Below are 16,021 nucleotides of genomic sequence, written 5' to 3'. Positions count from 1 at the left end.
TTTCCCTTTCCGGCGAGTCCGACTCTATCAGATCCTTTCGGGCCTGATTCCCAGTCAGCGGGGCTTGTCCTCCGGGCTGTTGGGCCCTTCCGACGTCCAAAACTCTAGCGGATTTTCCCGGCGGCTCATAATCGAGCCTTCGAAATGAATTTCGGCATGCCGAAATTTCCCCGAACGGGAGATCGTGCTGAGATTGGTGTGCCGCGTCTGCGGCGGGATCGATCGCCGCAGAACCGTTCAGGCTCCGTGGCAACCCGAAGAACCTTACGGACCGCCGAGGGGCGTGTCAACCCCCTCCCCGCCCGTCCGGCAGGGCCGCTCAGTCCAGGTCGGTGAGCCGACCCCCGGCGTCCGGCTGGGCGTGCTCCACCCTCCGCAGCAGGCGGGTCAGCATCGCACCGAGCACCCCGCGCTCCTCGCCGTCGAGGTCCTGGAGCAGGTCCGCCTCGAAGTCCGTGGCCATCCGCATCGCCTCCAGCCACTTCGTACGACCCTCGTCCGTCAGTTCCACGATCACGCGGACGCGGTTGTTCTCGTCGCGGTCGCGGGTCACCAGACCCTCACCGGCCATGCGGTCGATCCGGTGCGTCATCGCGGCCGGAGTGAGCCCGAGCCGCTTGGCGAGTTCGCCGGGACCGAGGCGGTAGGGCTCCCCTCCCAGGACGAGCGTCTTCAGGACCTCCCACTCCGCGTTGCTGATGCCGAGCGCGGCGAGTTGTCTCCCGTACGCGACGTTCATCCGGCGGTTCAGCCGGCCGAGCGCGGAGACGACCTGTTCGACCTGGGGGTCCAGGTCGCGGTACTCGCGCTGGTAGGCGGCGATCTGTTCGTCGAGGCTCGGCTCATCGAGTCCGGGCTCGGTGGTGTCGGACATGGCGCGCAGTATGGCATGCCGCCCATAGCCGTCGAAGTCCTTCGAGTCGTAGTGTTCGACGTCTAACTTTAGTGATAAAGTCTTCGGGTTCGAGTCGTTCGATCGGTACGACTCAGGGGTTTCGAGACTTGAGGTAGGTGAGTGTGACCAGGGAAATGGGCGCAGCACTGCGGCGGATCCAGCTGGGGAGCGCGCTGAGTGCGTTCGGGCTCGGGTTCACCGTTCCGTACCTGTACGTCTATGTGGCGCAGGTGCGGGATCTGGGCGCCGGTACGGCGGGGATCGTGCTGGCGGTCTTCGCCATGGCGGCGCTCGCCGTCCTGCCGTTCACCGGCCGCGCGATCGACCGTCGCGGGCCGCTGCCCGTGCTGGTCGCCGCCTCCGGTGTCGCCTCCCTGGGTGCCATCGCGCTCGGCGTGTCCTCGCAGGTCACCACCGCCGTCCTGGCAGCGGCCGTGCTCGGCGCGGGTACCGCCGTCATGCAGCCCGCGCTCGCCACCATGCTCGTCCGGTGCACCGGCGCCGCCACCCGCACACGGGCCTTCGCCATGCAGTTCTTCCTGCAGAACCTGGGCCTAGGCATCGGCGGCCTGGTCGGCGGGCAGATCGTCGACACGAGCAGCCCGGCGTCGTTCACGCTGCTGTTCCTGATCGAAGCGGTGATGTTCCTGGTGCTCGGCGTCATCGCGGCCACCGTGCGGATGCCGAAGGCTCCCGTGAGTGCGCCGGAGACGGCGGCCGGGGCACCGGCTCCGCGCGGCGGGCTGCGGGCGCTGGTCTCGCACCGCGCGATGGTGCAGCTGTGCGTCCTGGGCTTCGTGCTGTTCTTCGCCTGCTACGGACAGTTCGAGTCCGGGCTCGCGGCGTACGGCACCGAGGCCGCCGGCATCGAGCCCTCCACGCTCGGGGTGGCGCTGGCCGCCAACACGGCCGTGATCGTCGTCGCCCAGTTCGTGGTGCTGCGCCTCGTGGAGCGCCGGCGGCGCACCCGGGTCATCGCGGCCGTCGGCCTGATCTGGGCCTTCGCCTGGATCGTGGCCGGTTACGCGGGCCTGGGGCACGGCAGCCAGACCATGGCGACGGCCGCGATGATCTCCACGTACGCGTTGTTCGGTCTCGGCGAGTCCATGCTGTCGCCGACCGTCGCGCCGCTGGTCGCGGACCTGGCGCCGGAGTCGATGGTGGGCCAGTACAACTCGGCGTTCGCGCTCTGCAAGCAGCTCGCGCTGGCCGTCGGCCCGGCCGTGGGCGGTCCGATGGGGGCCTCGCTGCACGGCCCGTACATCGTGACGTTCGTCCTGTTCTCGCTGGGCATCACCGCGCTCGCGCTGCGGCTCGGCCGACGGCTCACCCCCGTACAGGACCAGCCCTCGCTCGCGCACGCGCCGTCGCGGGTGGTGGCCGTCTCCGTGCCGGAGAGCGCGCCGGCGCCCGTGGCCGCCGCGCGCTGAGCGCAGACGCTACTGCGGCAGGACGAACTCGCACCACACCGCCTTGCCGCCGCCCGGCGTGCGGCGGCTCCCCCACGACGTGGCGATCGAGGCCACGATCGAGATGCCCCGACCCGCCTCGTCCGCCGGTTCGGCGCGGCGGCGGCGCGGCAGGTGGTCGTCGCCGTCGGTGACCTCGATGATCAGGCGGCGGTCGGTGCGGCGCAGGCCGAGGCGCATCGGCGGGGTGCCGTGCTGGAGGGAGTTCGCGACCAGCTCCCCGGCGGCCAGGACCCCGAGGTCGCACAGCTCCACCGGGAAACGCCACGAGGCCAGCACCCCCGTCGCGAAGGCACGGGCGCGGGGAGCCGCCTCGATGCCGCCGAGCAGATCGAGCGAGGCGTTGTGGAACAGCTCGGCGGCGGCGCCCGTGCGCGCCGGATGCTGCACCACCAGCACCGCTACGTCGTCGTCGTGCTCGGCGGTCACGTTGAGGGAGCGGATCAGCCGGTCGCAGACGACCTGCGGCGCGCCCGTCGCTCCGGACAGCGCCCGCTCCAGCGCGCCCACCCCCTCGTCGATGTCCTCGCTGCGACGCTCGACCAGCCCGTCCGTGTAGAGGACGGCGGTGGAACCGGGCGGCAGCGGGATCGTGCCCGAGGTGTGAATCCAGCCGCCGGTGCCGAGCGGCGGACCGATCGGGTCCTCCGCCCGGCGGACCGTGCCGTCCTCGTCGCGCACCAGGATCGGCAGATGGCCCGCCGACGAGAAGACGAGCAGCCCCTCGTTGGGATCGTGCACGGCGTAGGCGCAGGTGGCGATCTGACTGGCGTCGATCTCGGCGGCGAGCCCGTCGAGCAGCTGAAGGACCTCGTGCGGCGGGAGGTCCAGCCGGGCATAGGCCCGTACGGCGGTGCGGAGCTGGCCCATGACGGCGGCGGCGCGGACCCCGCGCCCCATCACGTCCCCGATGACCAGCGCGGTGCGACCCGCGCCCAGGGTGATGACGTCGTACCAGTCGCCGCCGACCGCGGCGTCCGTGCCGCCGGGCTGGTAGGTGGCGGCGATCCGCAGGTCGTCGGGCTGTTCCAGCTCCTGCGGGAGCAGGGAGCGCTGGAGCGTGACGGCGGTCTCGCGGTGCCGGCCCTCGCTGGCGCGCAGCCGCTCGGCGGCCTCGGCGTGATCGGTGACGTCGGCCGCGTACACGAGGACTCCGCCGTCGCGGCCCTTCTCCTCGTCCGGGCGCACGGGTGTGCAGGTCACGGTGTACGAACGGCCGTCGGCGGCCTTGCGGGACTTGACCGTGCGCGGGGTGCCGCTGCGCAGGACCTGGTCCATGAGGGGGACCAGGCCGATCTCGGTCAGTTCGGGCATCACCTCGGCGGCCGGGGCGCCGCAGGGGCGGGGGCCGAAGGCGGCGGTGTACGCGTCGTTGACGTAGGCGACGCGGTGGTCCGTGCCGTGCACCAGGGCGACGAGGGCGGGCAGCCTGCCCAGGATGTCGCGGGCGGAGAGGTCCTCCAGATCGGGCGCCGAGGGCAGGGGGGCGCCGAGGGACCCGCCCTGCGGCGGGGCGGCGCCCGGTTCGGCCCGGGCGTACTCGGCGCGGGCCGCCGGTACGGAGCTGTGGTCCTCCCGGGCGGCGCGACGCTGCGTACCGGGGAGGCGGGCGCTCCAACGCGTGAAGTTCACGGAATTTCTGGCCTCGTGTGTCGGTCTGGTCCGCTCGGGCGGGTGCTTCTCTGCCAGGGCGTCGGGCGCGTTCGTCGCTCCTGGAACGGTCTTCGCTGGTCACTGTCGGTTGCTGCCGGCCGGGTCACTCTGTGCAGATGTGGGCCCACCCATGGTCACACGTCCAGTGTGTCGGACCCTACTGACAGTCGTCGCCGTCGGGCCGTGGCCGGCGTCCGGCGGCGAGTTCGAACTCGGCCCGGGGATGCTCCAGCGAGCCCAGGGAGACGATTTCGCGTTTGAAGAGGCCCGCGAGCGTCCATTCGGCCAGGACGCGTGCCTTCCGGTTGAAGGTCGGGACCCGGCTCAGGTGGTACATGCGGTGTATCAGCCAGGCCGGATAGCCCTTCAGCCGGCGCCCGTAGATGTGCGCGACGCCCTTGTGGAGTCCGAGCGAGGCGACGGAGCCCGCGTAACTGTGCCGGTACTCGGTGAGCGGTCCCCCGTCGAGCACGGCGGCGACGTTGTCCGCGAGGACCTTCGCCTGGCGGACGGCGTGCTGGGCGTTGGGGGCGGTCGTGCGGCCGGGTTCGGCGGCGGTGAGGTCGGGCACGGCGGCGGCGTCACCCGCCGACCAGGCGTGCTCGGTGCCCTCGACGGTCAGCTTCGCGGTGCAGAGGAGCCTGCCGCGTTCGTCCAAGGGGAGGCCGGTGGCGGCGAGGAGGGGGGCCGGTTTGACGCCGGCCGTCCACACCAGGGTGCGGGTGGGGAAGCGGGAGCCGTCGCTGAGCACGGCGACGCGGTCCTCGCAGGAGTCCAGCCGGGTGTCGAGGCGTACGTCGATGTTGCGTCCCCTCAGTTCCCGTACGGCGTACCGTCCGAGGGATTCACCGACCTCGGGCAGGATGCGGCCGGTGGCCTCCACGAGAATCCACTTCAGGTCCTCGGCCTTGATGTTGTGGTAGTACCGCGAGGTGTAGCGGGCCATGTCCTCCAACTCAGCGAGTGCCTCCACGCCCGCGTAGCCGCCGCCGACGAAGACGAAGGTCAGGGCGGCGTCACGGACGGCGGGGTCGCGGGTGGCGGACGCGATGTCCATCTGTTCGATGACGTGGTTGCGCAGCCCGATGGCCTCCTCGATCGTCTTGAAACCCACACCGTGGTCGGCGAGGCCGGGGACGGGGAGCGTGCGCGAGACGGACCCGGGGGCGAGGACGAGCTCGTCGTACTCGATCTCCAGTGCGCCGGTGCCGTCCTCACCGCTGGCGAGGGTGGTGACGGTGGCGGTGCGCTTGGTGTGGTCGATGGCGCGGGCCTCGCCGATGACGATCGTGCAGTGCGGCAGGACCCGGCGCAGCGGTACGACGACGTGGCGCGGTGAGATCGAACCGGCGGCGGCCTCGGGGAGGAAGGGCTGGTACGTCATGTAGGGCTCGGGCGCGACCACCACGATCTCGGTCTCGCCGCTTCTCAGTCTCTGCTTCAGCTTCCGCTGGAGACGCAGCGCTGTGTACATCCCGACGTAGCCTCCGCCGACGACGAGAACGCGCGCACCCGGCGGGGGGCCGGGGGGTGTGCCCCCGGAAGTTGAAGCCATCACCACCCCATGACGCAACGTGCACCGGAGTTTGTCCACAGCCCCGGCAAATTGTGTGACCGGAGGGCGTGGGCGCGCCGTCGGTGCCGGACGGCCCGTCGGCACGCAAGCTCCGCAGGTCAGGCATCGGGGTACGGGGCCGGGGCGGGGATCAAGTGGTGACCAACCGGTCCTTGCGCCGATCGGGGGGCGCTCCGGGCGGAACTGCCCCCTTCTGAATTGACCCGGGCTCAACTATGTTCGTATGTCGTCGGGGTGTCGGACGGTGACGATCGGTCCCCCCTCGACGGACACGGCGGGAGTCTCCGGGGGGAGACGTCATAACCGGGGGAACAGTGATGGACATTCAGGAATCGCATTGGCCGGCCACTGCTGTCACGCCTGAAGGAAGCGGACACATCGGGGCAGTTGGCACCCTCAACGGAACGGGCGGCACCACGACGGCCGCCCCTCCGGCGGCGGTGAACGGGCTGGGCACCGGACTCGGAGCCCAGCCCGGCGGCGCGTCGGCGCACGCACGGTCGGCGCCCCTGCGGGTGGACGCACAGCGCAACCTCGAACACGTGCTGCGCGCCGCGCGCGAGGTGTTCGGGGAGCTGGGGTACGGGGCTCCGATGGAGGACGTGGCCCGCCGGGCCAGGGTCGGTGTCGGCACGGTCTACCGGCGTTTCCCCAGCAAGGACGTGCTGGTGCGCCGGATAGCCGAGGAGGAGACCTCGCGGCTGACCGACCAGGCACGCACCGCGCTCGGGCAGGAGGACGAGCCGTGGTCGGCGCTCTCGCGCTTCCTGCGGACGTCCGTGGCCTCGGGAGCGGGGCGGCTCCTGCCCCCGCAGATACTGCGGGTCGGTGTGGAGGCCGAGGACTCGACCGTGGTCGGGGAGACCGGCGAGGCGGCGGAGGACGAGCCCCGCGTGCCCCAGCAGCGGCAGGAGGCGGGCACGGCCGCGCCCCGGGTGGTCTCCCGGCAGCAGCGGCCCGGTCCGGAGACCGGCGGCGAGGATCTGGGCGCCGGTGCGGCCGAGCTGCTGGAGGTCGTGGGGCGGCTGGTCGACCGGGCGCGGACCTCGGGCGAGCTGCGCCACGACGTGACGGTCGCGGACGTCCTGCTGGTCATCGCGACGGCCGCCCCCTCGCTGCCGGACGCGGCCCAGCAGGCGGCGGCCTCTTCCCGGCTGCTGGACATCCTGCTGGAGGGACTGCGCTCGCGGCCCGAGTGACCCGGGCGGGGTGCGGGGCGGGGCCGTGGTGCTCTGTCTCGCGCCCGCCGTCACGTCAACCCTGCCCCTCGCTCCTTCCCCGAATGGGTGCCCGCTGGTGCGCACATTCGCGGAGGACGCCCCGGATGAGTGGTTGGTGGGGCTGAGGGCCCGCCGTATCGGCGCTCTGTGGCACGCTTGCCCGGTATTCGGGTCCGATGGCGCATACGGGGGCGTCCGCGATGAGCGGTGACGGGCAGAGGGAAGAGTCGCACGACGGGATGTCCGCCGCCGGCGGCGGTACGGAGCCGGCCGGCTCACCCGGGCACCAGGTGCCGAGCCAGGCCGCCCCCGGCCGTCAGGACGTCGACGCGGAGGCGGACGCCCCAGGAGGAACGGTCCTGCCGGGGCCCTGGCCGCCCGCCCCGGCCCAGGACGGCGGCGCCGAGAGCACCGGCGCGGGCCACGCCCAGACGGTTCCCGCCGTTCCGATGCAGCGGGCGGGGCGGGGTTCCGGCGGAGCGGACGGTGCGGCGACGGGGCCTTCGGACGCGCAGTTGGTCCAGCGCATGCGGGAGGGCGACAGCCTCGCCTACGACGAGCTGTTCCGGCGCCACTCCCAGGCCGTACGCCGCTACGCCCGCACCTGCTGCAGGGACGCACACACCGCGGACGACCTGACCGCCGAGGTCTTCGCCCGGACCCTGCAGGCGGTACGGGGCGGCAAGGGGCCCGAGGAGGCGGTGCGCGCCTATCTGATGACGGCCGTCCGGCATGTGGCCGCCGCCTGGACGAAGACCGCGAAGCGCGAGCAACTGGTGGACGACTTCGCCGCGTTCGCCGCCCAGGCCGCCCGGTCGTCGGAGGTGTCCGACGACGACACGCTCGATCTCGGTGCGGACGTGCTCGCGATGCACGAGGCCGAGCAGTCGATGGCCATGCAGGCGTTCCGCAGCCTCCCGGAGCGCTGGCAGGCGGTCCTGTGGCACACCACCGTCGAGGAGGAGTCGCCCAGCGACATCGCGCCCCTGTTCGGGCTGACCGCCAACGCCACGTCGGTGCTGGCCAGCCGGGCACGGGAAGGGCTCAAGCAGGCGTATCTGCAGGCCCATGTGAGCCAGGCGCTCACCTCCGGCGGCGACTGCGCGCGGTACGCCGACCGGCTCGGCGCGTACGCCCGGGGCGGGCTGCGGATGCGGGCGGAGCGCGGGCTGCGGGGGCATCTGGACGAGTGCGCGAAGTGCCGGCTGGCGGCGGGCGAACTGGCCCACGTCAACGCCGGTATCCCCGCGCTGCTCCCGATCGCGGTCATCGGCTGGTTCGCCGCCGGGTACACCCTCAAGGCCGCCGGCATCGTGGCGGGAGGCGCGGTCGGCGCCGCCGGTGCGAGTGCCGCGGCGGCGGCGACGGGAGGGGGTTCGACCACGGGTGCGGCGGGCGGTGCGGCAGCCTCCGAAGGGCTCGGCGCACCGGCCAAGGCCGGCATCGCGGCGGCGGTGGCCGTCGCGGCGGCGGCCGGGCTGGTCTGGGCCCTGGTGGGCGACGACAGCCCCCGGCCCGAGGCGAAGCCGGTCCCCAAGCCCCCGGCCGTGGCACCCGCCGAGCCGTCGCCCGCACCGCCGAAGCCGGTCCCGCCCGAGCCGACGCCCCCGAAGCCCGCACCGCCGGCCCCCGCGCCGCCGAAGCCCACGCCCACGCCCACACCCGAACCGACACCGACGCCGACTCCGCCGCCGAGTCCCACCCCGACGCCCACTCCGCCGCCGGAACCGCCCCCCACCCCCACGCCCACCCGGACTCCGCCGCCTCCCGCACCGGCGCCGGACGTCTACCAGGTCAGCGAGCTGGGCTACACGCTCTCGGGCGACCACACCGTGCCCGAGGTGGTGCTCGGGGAAAGCAGCTGGGTCTGGCAGCGCTCCGGCATGTCCGTCGGCGGCACGCGGTACGCGCACGGGGTGACCGTCGGCAGCCGTTCCTCGGTGGTCATCCAGCTGAACCGCCAGTGCACCCGGTACGAGGCCATGGTCGGGGTGGACGACCTCACCCAGGGCCTCGGCGCGGTGCGGTTCTCGGTGTTCGGCGGGGACGGGAGGCGGCTGTGGCAGTCCCCCGTGGTCCGGGGAGACGACCCGGCCGTGCCGGTCGGCGTGGAGGTGGCGGGCCAGCAGCGCATTCGGCTGGTGGTCGAGCCGGAGCGGCCGTTCGGCGGGGTCGCCCTGGCGGACTGGGCCGAATCACGCATCAGCTGCCGCTGAGGAGGGTCGCCGGTGCCCGGCCCCGCCGTCCGGCACGCGGGCCCGTCGTCACGGCAGGTCCGCGATGACCTCCTGGAGCAGGGCGATGACGTCGTCCAGTGAGAGGCCGTGCCCGGCTGCCCACTCCTCCGCGTAGCGTGCGGAGCCCAGCGCCTCGCGGCACAGGCGCTCGGCCGCATCGCTTTCGGCCTGCTCCCCCTCGGTCCGAGGGATCGACGCTTTCCGCCAGCCGGTGGCGGCGGCGGACACCCGGACGGCCACCGCGTGGTGGCCGAGCTTCGCCATGACCGACACCGCGCCGTCCGCCAGATGCCCCGTGACGATCTCGGCGCACCGGGCCTCCTTGGCCGCGACGAGGGATGCGGTCAGCCCGCGCGCCCCGGCGACGAGGCCGCCGTCGGGCTCCGGCTCGTACACCGCGATCCGGGCCGACAGGCCGGCCAGCGCCACGGTGAAGTGGGACGGCGGGCCGCCGCGCCCTGCCTCGTCGAGGGCGACCGTGAGCAGCCGCCGGGCGTCCGCGATGTCACCCCGGTAGAACGCCATCGTGGCGCGCAGGAAGTGGACGTACGCGGTGGCGTCATGGGCCTGGTGGCGTTCGGCCTCGGCCTCCGACCTGTCCAGCCGCTGGTGGGCGTCCGCCAGGTCGCCGGTGCGGTAGGAGAGTTCGGCGAGCCGGGCCAGGAGGAACGGGGCCTCGGCATGGGCGCCGACCTCGCGGGCGAGCAGCAGCGCCTCCTCGTACGCGGTGCGTGCCTCGGCGTAGCGTCCGCGCATCATGCCCGCCTCGGCCGCCGCGCTCGCCACCTGGGCGCGCATCCAGCGGTCGCCGACGCGGCGGCTCAGGGTCCGCAGCTCGTCGAGATCGTCGTCGATCCCGGGCATGCCGCCCGGCATGTCGACCACCATGTGCGCGCGGAACATCAGGATGACGCCGTACTCCCACGGGCCGCCGTGGACGCGGGCGTTGTCGACCACCGCGTCGATCTTCTCCCTGGCGTCCTCCGGCGTACCGGTGAGATACGCGGTCATCGGCCAGAGCAGTCCGGGGAAGCGGACGCTGTGGGTGAGGGAGCCGGCGAACGCGTCGGCCACCCGGACCACCATCGCGTGGAGCGCGGTGTCGCCCTGCGCCATCGCCGACTGCCCGCTCTCCGCCGCGAAGAAGAACCACAGCATGTGCAGGTTCATCCGGGGCCAGTAACGGGGGTCCGACTCGTCGGTGGGCTCGGAGCCCAGGGCCCTGGCCTTCCGGGTCCAGGACAGGCCCTCCGAACGGTAGTTGCGAAGCCACCAGAACCAGCCCATGCCCAGCACCAGGCGGGTCGCCTCCGCCTCGGAGGAGGCCGCGGGTGAGGTGGTGCGCTGGAGGACGGCCCGGATGTTGTCGAGATCGGTCTCCAGCCGCTGTATCCAGGGCAGCTGGTCACCGGAGCGCAGGAGCGGATCGGCCTCCTCGACCAGGGCGAGGAAGTACGCGGTGTGCGCGCGCTCCGCGGTCGCGCGCACCTCCGGGTCCTCGGCGCACCGCTCGGTGGCGTACTCGTGGATCGTCTCCAGCAGGCGGTACCGCATCGCACCGTCCGCGCCCGGGGCGGCGACCACCAGGGACTTGTCGACCAGCGCGCCGAGCAGGTCGGCGGTATCGGCGGCGGGCCCGCCGGAGACGGCCGGTGTCCTGATGACCGCCTCGGCGGCGGCCAGGTCCCAGCCGCCCGCGAAGACCGAGACCTGCCGCAGGGCGGTGCGCTCGTCCTCGTCCAGGAGGTCCCAGGACCAGTCGACCACCGCTCGCAGCGTCTGCTGGCGGGGCAGTACGGTCCGGCTGCCGCCCGTCAGCAGACGGAACCTGTCGTCGAGCCGGTCCGCGATCTGACGCGGCCCGAGCAGACGGAGCCGGGCGGCGGCCAGTTCGATCGCGAGCGGCAGCCCGTCCAGCCGACGGCAGATCTCCGCGACGGCGTCCGCGTCGTGCGCCGGCCCCTGAGCGGGGTCGAAGCCGGGTCGCACCGCCCTGGCACGCTCCGTGAACAGGCGGTGCGCGGGGTCGGCGGGGAGGGGGCCGACGGGTCGTACGGACTCGCCGGGGACCGCGAGCGGTTCCCGGCTGGTGGCGAGGACGCGCAGATGCGGGCAGCGGGTCAGCAAGGTCTCGGCCAGTGCGGCAGCGGCGCCGATGACGTGCTCGCAGTTGTCGAGGACGAGGAGAACGGGCGCGGGACGGCCGCCTTGTCCCAGACGGTCGACCAGCAGGTCGAGCGGGTCGGTGCGCGAGGGCGCGGCATCGAGGGCGGTGTCCCGCAGCAGGGCGGTCTCACGCAGCCCGAGCGCGGAGAGCACGGCGCCGGGGACAGCCTCGGGGTCCTCGACGGGGGCCAGTTCGGCGATCCAGATGTCCGGCGGAGCGGCGCCGGAGGCGGCGGCCAGGTGCGCGGCGGACTCCTCGGCGAGGCGGGTCTTCCCGGAGCCGCCGGGGCCGGTGAGGGTGACCAGTCTCGACCGGGTCAGGTCGTCGCGGATGGCGCGCAGTTCGGGCTCGCGCCCCACGAAGGAGGTCAGCCGGGGACGCAGATTGCTCCGGCCGGGTTTCACGTGAAACAACCCGGTTTCGGCGGGGGCGGGCGCCGGGGCGAGGAGTTCGCGGTGCAGGGCTGCCAGTTCGGGCCCGGGATCGGTGCCGAGCCCGTCGGCGAGGGCCCGGCGCGCGTCCTCGTACGCGGCGAGTGCGTCGGCCTGCCGGCCGTCGGCGCGCAGGGCCCGTATCAACTGGGCCCGGAAGCGTTCGTCGTACGGATGGGCGGCGGTCAGCTCGGTCAGCTCGGCGACCAGGCCGGCGGCGGACGGAGCGAGGGCCTCGCCGTGCTCGGCGGCGAGGGGCTCGGCAACGGCGGGTGTCCCGGAAGCGGGCCCCGTGACGCCCCCGGGCCTCTGGGCGCCTTCGGGCCTCATGGCGTCCCCGGGCCTCGGGGCATCCCCGGGCTCCATGGCGTCCCCGGGCCCCGTGGCATCCCCGGACCTCGTGCCTCGCGCGAAGCCGGAGACGTCCCCGGCGCGGGTCCCCGAGCCGCCGCCCGCAGCGGCGACCGCGGCGTGCCCCGCCTGCGGAGCCGGGTACGAGGCACCGAAACCCGCGCCCCGGGCACCGCCCGTCGCACGGCGCAGGTCCGCCTCGATGCGGCGTTCCAGGGCGGCGAGACGGTGGGCCTCGGGGCGGAGCGCATGGCCCTGGTCCCCGTCGGGCAGGTCGGCCAGGGCCGGGCCGCGCCAGAGGGCGAGTGCGCTCCGCAGGGTCCGAGCGGCCTCGTCCGGCGCGCCCGCCTCCAGTTCGGCCCCGCCCTGCCGGACGAGCCGCTCGAAGACATAGAGGTCGACGTCGTCCGGGCCCGCCGTGAGGCGGTAACCACCCGGCGTACTGGCCAGCGCCTCCCGGCCCAGCACCCGGCGCAGCCGCCCGACGAGGGCCTGGAGCGCGGCGGGCGCGTCGGCGGGGGGATCGTCCGCCCAGACGTCGTCCACGAGGTCGGCCACCGGCACGGGGCGTCCCGGCCGCAGAGCGAGGGCGGCGAGAAGGGCACGCAGCCTGCTGCCGCCGAGGGGCAGCGCGCCACCATGCTCGTCTCGCGCCTCGGTGGCGCCCAGGATCAGATACCGCACGGCACCATTGTGTCCCGGCGGAACCGCCGGTGAGCAGCGGTCGGACGGACCGGGACGCCTGAGGACGAACCCACCCCGACGCGGCCCCGCCGCCGCGACACCTGAGGACGAACCCACCCCGCCGCGCCCCGACGCCGCAACGCCTGAGGACGCCCGCCCGACGCGGCCCCCGCTCTCTCACCCCTGAAGCGAGCGCCGGGCCGGGACCACACCTCCCGCCACCGCGCGCTGGCGGGGGGCCGCCGTGCCGGTCCAGCAGGTGCCGCGCCGGGAGACGAGGCGGCGCAGCCACAGTTCCGTGGAGGCGAGCTCGGCGAGGCCGTCCAGGGGCAGCGGCTCCCCCTCGGAGGCCGCGCGCAGGGCCTTGCGGACGACGCGGGCCTCCACCAGTCCGGCGTCGGCGAGCAGCGGGGCGTCGAAGAGCGCGATCAGCTCGGGCAGGGCGGCGCGCAGCCCGGTCCGGGTCACCGCGGTCGAGGTGTGCTGCGAGGGGGCGCCCCAGCCGGGGGGCAGTTCGTGGATGCCCGCGCCGGCCAGCACGCGGCGCAGGATCGCCGCGCGGGCGCCCGGCTGGACCCGCAGCGACTCGGGCAGCGCGCGGGCCGCCCGTACGACCTGGTTGTCCAGGAAGGGCGCGTGCAGCCGCTGGCTGCGGATCTCGGCGGCCTGCTCCAGGATGCGGTGGTCGGCGGCGCTGCGGGCGAGGGCGGCCCTCGCCCGTGCCTCGCCGGGCCGCTGGACCGAGGAGGGGCGGATCGCCGCCTCCTGAAGGCGAACCGATACTTCTGCCAGCGCCTCTCCGGTCAGCCACCGTGCGGCCGGCCCCGGTCTCGACCAGGCGAGCGCGGCGAGCGAGGCGTCGGCGGGGGTGTCGAGGCCGGGCGCGAGGCGGTTGGCGTCGGGCAGCCGGCCGGCGGCCGTTTCGAGGCCGGTGCGGTAGGACGTACGGGCCAGCTTGCGGGCCGCCCGGTACACGGTCAGCGGCACGAACAGCGAGTGCGCGGAGGGCCCTTCGGCCTTGGCGAGGGCGGCGACCGGGCGCAGCAGGTGGCGGCGGCGCCGGTCCATCAGCAGGTCGGCGAGGCGGGCCGGGTGGGCGTCGAGCACCTGCCGGGCGCCGGCGCCCACGAAGTGGTCGGCGCTGCCCGCGGAGAGCCGGCGGCGGTGGCGTTCGGCGAGGACGAGGGACGGGGCCGGCTCGTCGGTGAGCGGTCCGGCCCCCAGCTCGGCGTACGGCAGGGCCTCTTCGCCCGCCGCGACGACGACGTGGTGGAGCCGGGGGTTCGCCGCGATGGCGCGGGCGCGCTCCAGTTCGGGTTCGTGGACGCGGGTCGTCAGGTCGTTGAAGGTGACGGCGAGCAGCCGCTCCCCCGCTCCGGTGCCGTGGCCCAGGATCGTGCCGGGCAGCCCGGGGAGACCGGCGGCGAGCAGGGCGAGGGTCGCCGACGCGCTGCCTCCTGAGAGGTCGGCGCCGATGCCGGGCACGGGGGCGCCCCGGGCGGCCCGGCGTTCGGCCGGGCCCATGCCGGGGACCGGGCCGGGGTCGGGCGGCAGGGTCTCCGGCGCGTGGCGCGGCGCCAGCAGCCGGGCGCGTACCGCTTCGACGAGGGCGTCGCGCACCCCGTCGACGGCGCTCACCGGGTCGAGCTCGGGGGCGGCCACGGCGAGGGAGGCCACCGCCTCGTATCCGGTGATCTCCCGCGAGCCCTCCCGGAGGATCAGGGCGTGGCCGGGCGGGATGCGCTTCACGCCCGCGTAGGGGGTGCCGTCCCGCAGCGCCTCCGGGGTCTCGGGGCAGGCCAGCAGGGCGGCCAGGTGGCCGATGTCGAGCTGGGCCTCGATGAGGTCGGCGAGCGGCAGCGCGGCGGTGGCGTACGCCGTGCCGCCGGCCCAGGGCGTGTAGAAGACGGGGCGGGCTCCGGCGAGGTCGCCGACGACGGTGATCCGGCGGCCGATCTGGACGACGACCGTGTAGCTGCCGGTCCATGCGGTGAGGTGGCGCAGGGCGCCTCCCCGGGCGGCGAGCAGGCCGACGCGCAGCTGTTCGTCGGTGGCCCCGCAGCAGCCGAGAACGGCGAGCCGGACCATGGGCGCGCCCTCGGCGGCATCCACCCGGACGGTGCGGATCTCGTCGGGCCGCCAGTCGCCGACCGCCCACAGCGGATCGGGGTCGCCCCACAGGAGTTGGGAGCCCACGGGATGCATCGTGCGCCCGTCGTCGCCGCCGCCGACCGCCCCGGCCGTGCCGAAGCTCGCGGCGATACTGCTCCAACCCACCAACCAACGCATCGCCGCCTCCACAGGCTGTGGACAAAACGGCGCGGCAGGCAAGCACCCGGAGAACTCCGGTGACGATCGGCGCCGTTGCGGACATGCTGCCACGACAACGGCGCGCAGGAGTGGCTACGGACGGCGCACGTCGTGAGCGCATGCGCCCCTGGCAAAGGCCGCGCGGCGGACACCGGGACGCGCGTTCCGCGCAGGGCCCGCGCGCGTCGCCCCGAAGGGCAACGGAATCACGGGTTCCGGGCGTCGCGTTCCCCGGTCCGGCCCCGCGTGAACGGCCCGCTTCCGGCCAGGCCGTGCGCGCGGGTCACGCGGTGGCGGAAGGACCCGCGCCTCCCCCGCTCCGGCCTCGTCCGACCGTCGACATCCGGCCAATTTCGGCGCGGAAGGGAACCGTTGGCCGCACGAATCATTGACCGATTGGTATGCGTTCACCCGCATTCGGCAGGCGCCGCACCGGTCGACGCATCCGCTCGGCCACGCCCCCGCCGCGCCGCCGGCCCGCCCCCGGAACACACGGTCCGGGGGGCGGGCCTCGCCCCCCGGACCGGTCCACCGCCTGCGGGGAATGAGGCGGCGATATCCCCCAGCCCCCTGCTTCCGACGCAGCGGGCCGATCCACGCAGCACCCATGCAAGCGCCGCGTCCGGGGCCGGGCCAGAGCGCACGTGCGGGCGCACGGCCACACACCGGGGTGCACGCACCGGGCCCTCGACGGACCCCGGCCGACCCGACCGGGGACGCGCGGGACGACGGCGGACACGTATGCCCCGCGCGCCGGTCCGCGCTGGTCGGCGGGCGCCGGCGGCGACCGGGAGAAGCCCGTGCACCGCCGCGGCGAAGCGGAATCACACACCCGCACCGGCCGGCCCGCACCCCGTCCCGACGATCTCCACTCCTCCTCCCCCACGCCCCCGCCGTTCCCCCGCTCTTCCTTTTCCCTTCCTCCGCCACGTGTTCGCCTCCCCTGCCCCAGAGGACCCTCACGTCACTTCCCGCCCCACCGCACGCCGCGCGTGGCCGGGACGGACAACAATCCCGCCATACGGACG

General features: G+C 74.4%; 8 protein-coding genes. 3 read left to right on the top strand and 5 right to left on the bottom strand.

Annotated elements, in window-relative coordinates; translation table 11 throughout:
* Positions 1 to 319: 319 nt before the first annotated feature.
* Positions 320 to 874 (bottom strand): MarR family winged helix-turn-helix transcriptional regulator, encoded by a 555-nt coding sequence (locus ACFUJY_RS03670; RefSeq protein WP_018101704.1) that lies wholly within the window; start codon positions 872 to 874, stop codon positions 320 to 322.
* A 155-nt stretch (positions 875 to 1,029) separates the two neighbouring features.
* Here ACFUJY_RS03670 and ACFUJY_RS03665 point away from each other — a divergent pair, with 155 nt between their 5' ends.
* Complete coding sequence (locus ACFUJY_RS03665) at positions 1,030 to 2,325, top strand: MFS transporter (RefSeq protein WP_383293921.1); 1,296 nt, start codon at positions 1,030 to 1,032, stop codon at positions 2,323 to 2,325.
* A 9-nt stretch (positions 2,326 to 2,334) separates the two neighbouring features.
* On the opposite strand, the gene ACFUJY_RS03660 is transcribed toward ACFUJY_RS03665, so the two are convergent.
* Positions 2,335 to 3,996 (bottom strand): SpoIIE family protein phosphatase, encoded by a 1,662-nt coding sequence (locus ACFUJY_RS03660; RefSeq protein ID WP_383293809.1) that lies wholly within the window; start codon positions 3,994 to 3,996, stop codon positions 2,335 to 2,337.
* A 178-nt stretch (positions 3,997 to 4,174) separates the two neighbouring features.
* Positions 4,175 to 5,491: an NAD(P)/FAD-dependent oxidoreductase gene (locus ACFUJY_RS03655; RefSeq protein WP_383293806.1), complete on the bottom strand. Its 1,317-nt coding sequence runs from the start codon at positions 5,489 to 5,491 to the stop codon at positions 4,175 to 4,177.
* A gap of 419 nt (positions 5,492 to 5,910) precedes the next feature.
* Here ACFUJY_RS03655 and ACFUJY_RS03650 point away from each other — a divergent pair, with 419 nt between their 5' ends.
* Together ACFUJY_RS03650 and ACFUJY_RS03645 are read left to right on the top strand one after the other, a co-directional pair.
* Positions 5,911 to 6,792 carry a TetR/AcrR family transcriptional regulator gene (locus ACFUJY_RS03650; protein WP_383293805.1) on the top strand — a complete coding sequence of 294 codons (882 nt, stop codon included), beginning with the start codon at positions 5,911 to 5,913 and terminating at the stop codon, positions 6,790 to 6,792.
* 221 nt (positions 6,793 to 7,013) lie between these two features.
* Positions 7,014 to 9,029: a sigma-70 family RNA polymerase sigma factor gene (locus ACFUJY_RS03645; RefSeq protein WP_383293918.1), complete on the top strand. Its 2,016-nt coding sequence runs from the start codon at positions 7,014 to 7,016 to the stop codon at positions 9,027 to 9,029.
* A gap of 48 nt (positions 9,030 to 9,077) precedes the next feature.
* Here the strand turns inward: ACFUJY_RS03645 and ACFUJY_RS03640 are convergent, their stop codons facing one another.
* A complete protein-coding gene (locus ACFUJY_RS03640) occupies positions 9,078 to 12,683 on the bottom strand; it encodes a BTAD domain-containing putative transcriptional regulator (RefSeq protein WP_383293803.1) in 3,606 nt (1,201 codons plus the stop codon).
* 177 nt (positions 12,684 to 12,860) lie between these two features.
* Positions 12,861 to 14,972 carry an asparagine synthase-related protein gene (locus tag ACFUJY_RS03635; protein ID WP_383293801.1) on the bottom strand — a complete coding sequence of 704 codons (2,112 nt, stop codon included), beginning with the start codon at positions 14,970 to 14,972 and terminating at the stop codon, positions 12,861 to 12,863.
* Between the last annotated feature and the right edge of the window lie 1,049 nt (positions 14,973 to 16,021).

This window comes from Streptomyces sp. NPDC057249 (assembly GCF_042669245.1).
Lineage (GTDB): Bacteria > Actinomycetota > Actinomycetes > Streptomycetales > Streptomycetaceae > Streptomyces.
The sequence above is the reverse complement of the archived record's forward strand: the minus strand, read 5'-3'. Positions and strand labels throughout refer to the sequence as shown.

What these genes read in the sequence shown, in the direction of transcription:
- ACFUJY_RS03670 (WP_018101704.1), bottom strand. Translation starts at nt 874, where the DNA reads ATGTCCGACACCACCGAGCCCGGACTCGATGAGCCGAGCCTCGACGAA.
- ACFUJY_RS03665 (WP_383293921.1), top strand. Translation starts at nt 1,030, where the DNA reads ATGGGCGCAGCACTGCGGCGGATCCAGCTGGGGAGCGCGCTGAGTGCG.
- ACFUJY_RS03655 (WP_383293806.1), bottom strand. Translation starts at nt 5,491, where the DNA reads ATGTACACAGCGCTGCGTCTCCAGCGGAAGCTGAAGCAGAGACTGAGA.
- ACFUJY_RS03650 (WP_383293805.1), top strand. Translation starts at nt 5,911, where the DNA reads ATGGACATTCAGGAATCGCATTGGCCGGCCACTGCTGTCACGCCTGAA.
- ACFUJY_RS03645 (WP_383293918.1), top strand. Translation starts at nt 7,014, where the DNA reads ATGAGCGGTGACGGGCAGAGGGAAGAGTCGCACGACGGGATGTCCGCC.
- ACFUJY_RS03635 (WP_383293801.1), bottom strand. Translation starts at nt 14,972, where the DNA reads ATGCGTTGGTTGGTGGGTTGGAGCAGTATCGCCGCGAGCTTCGGCACG.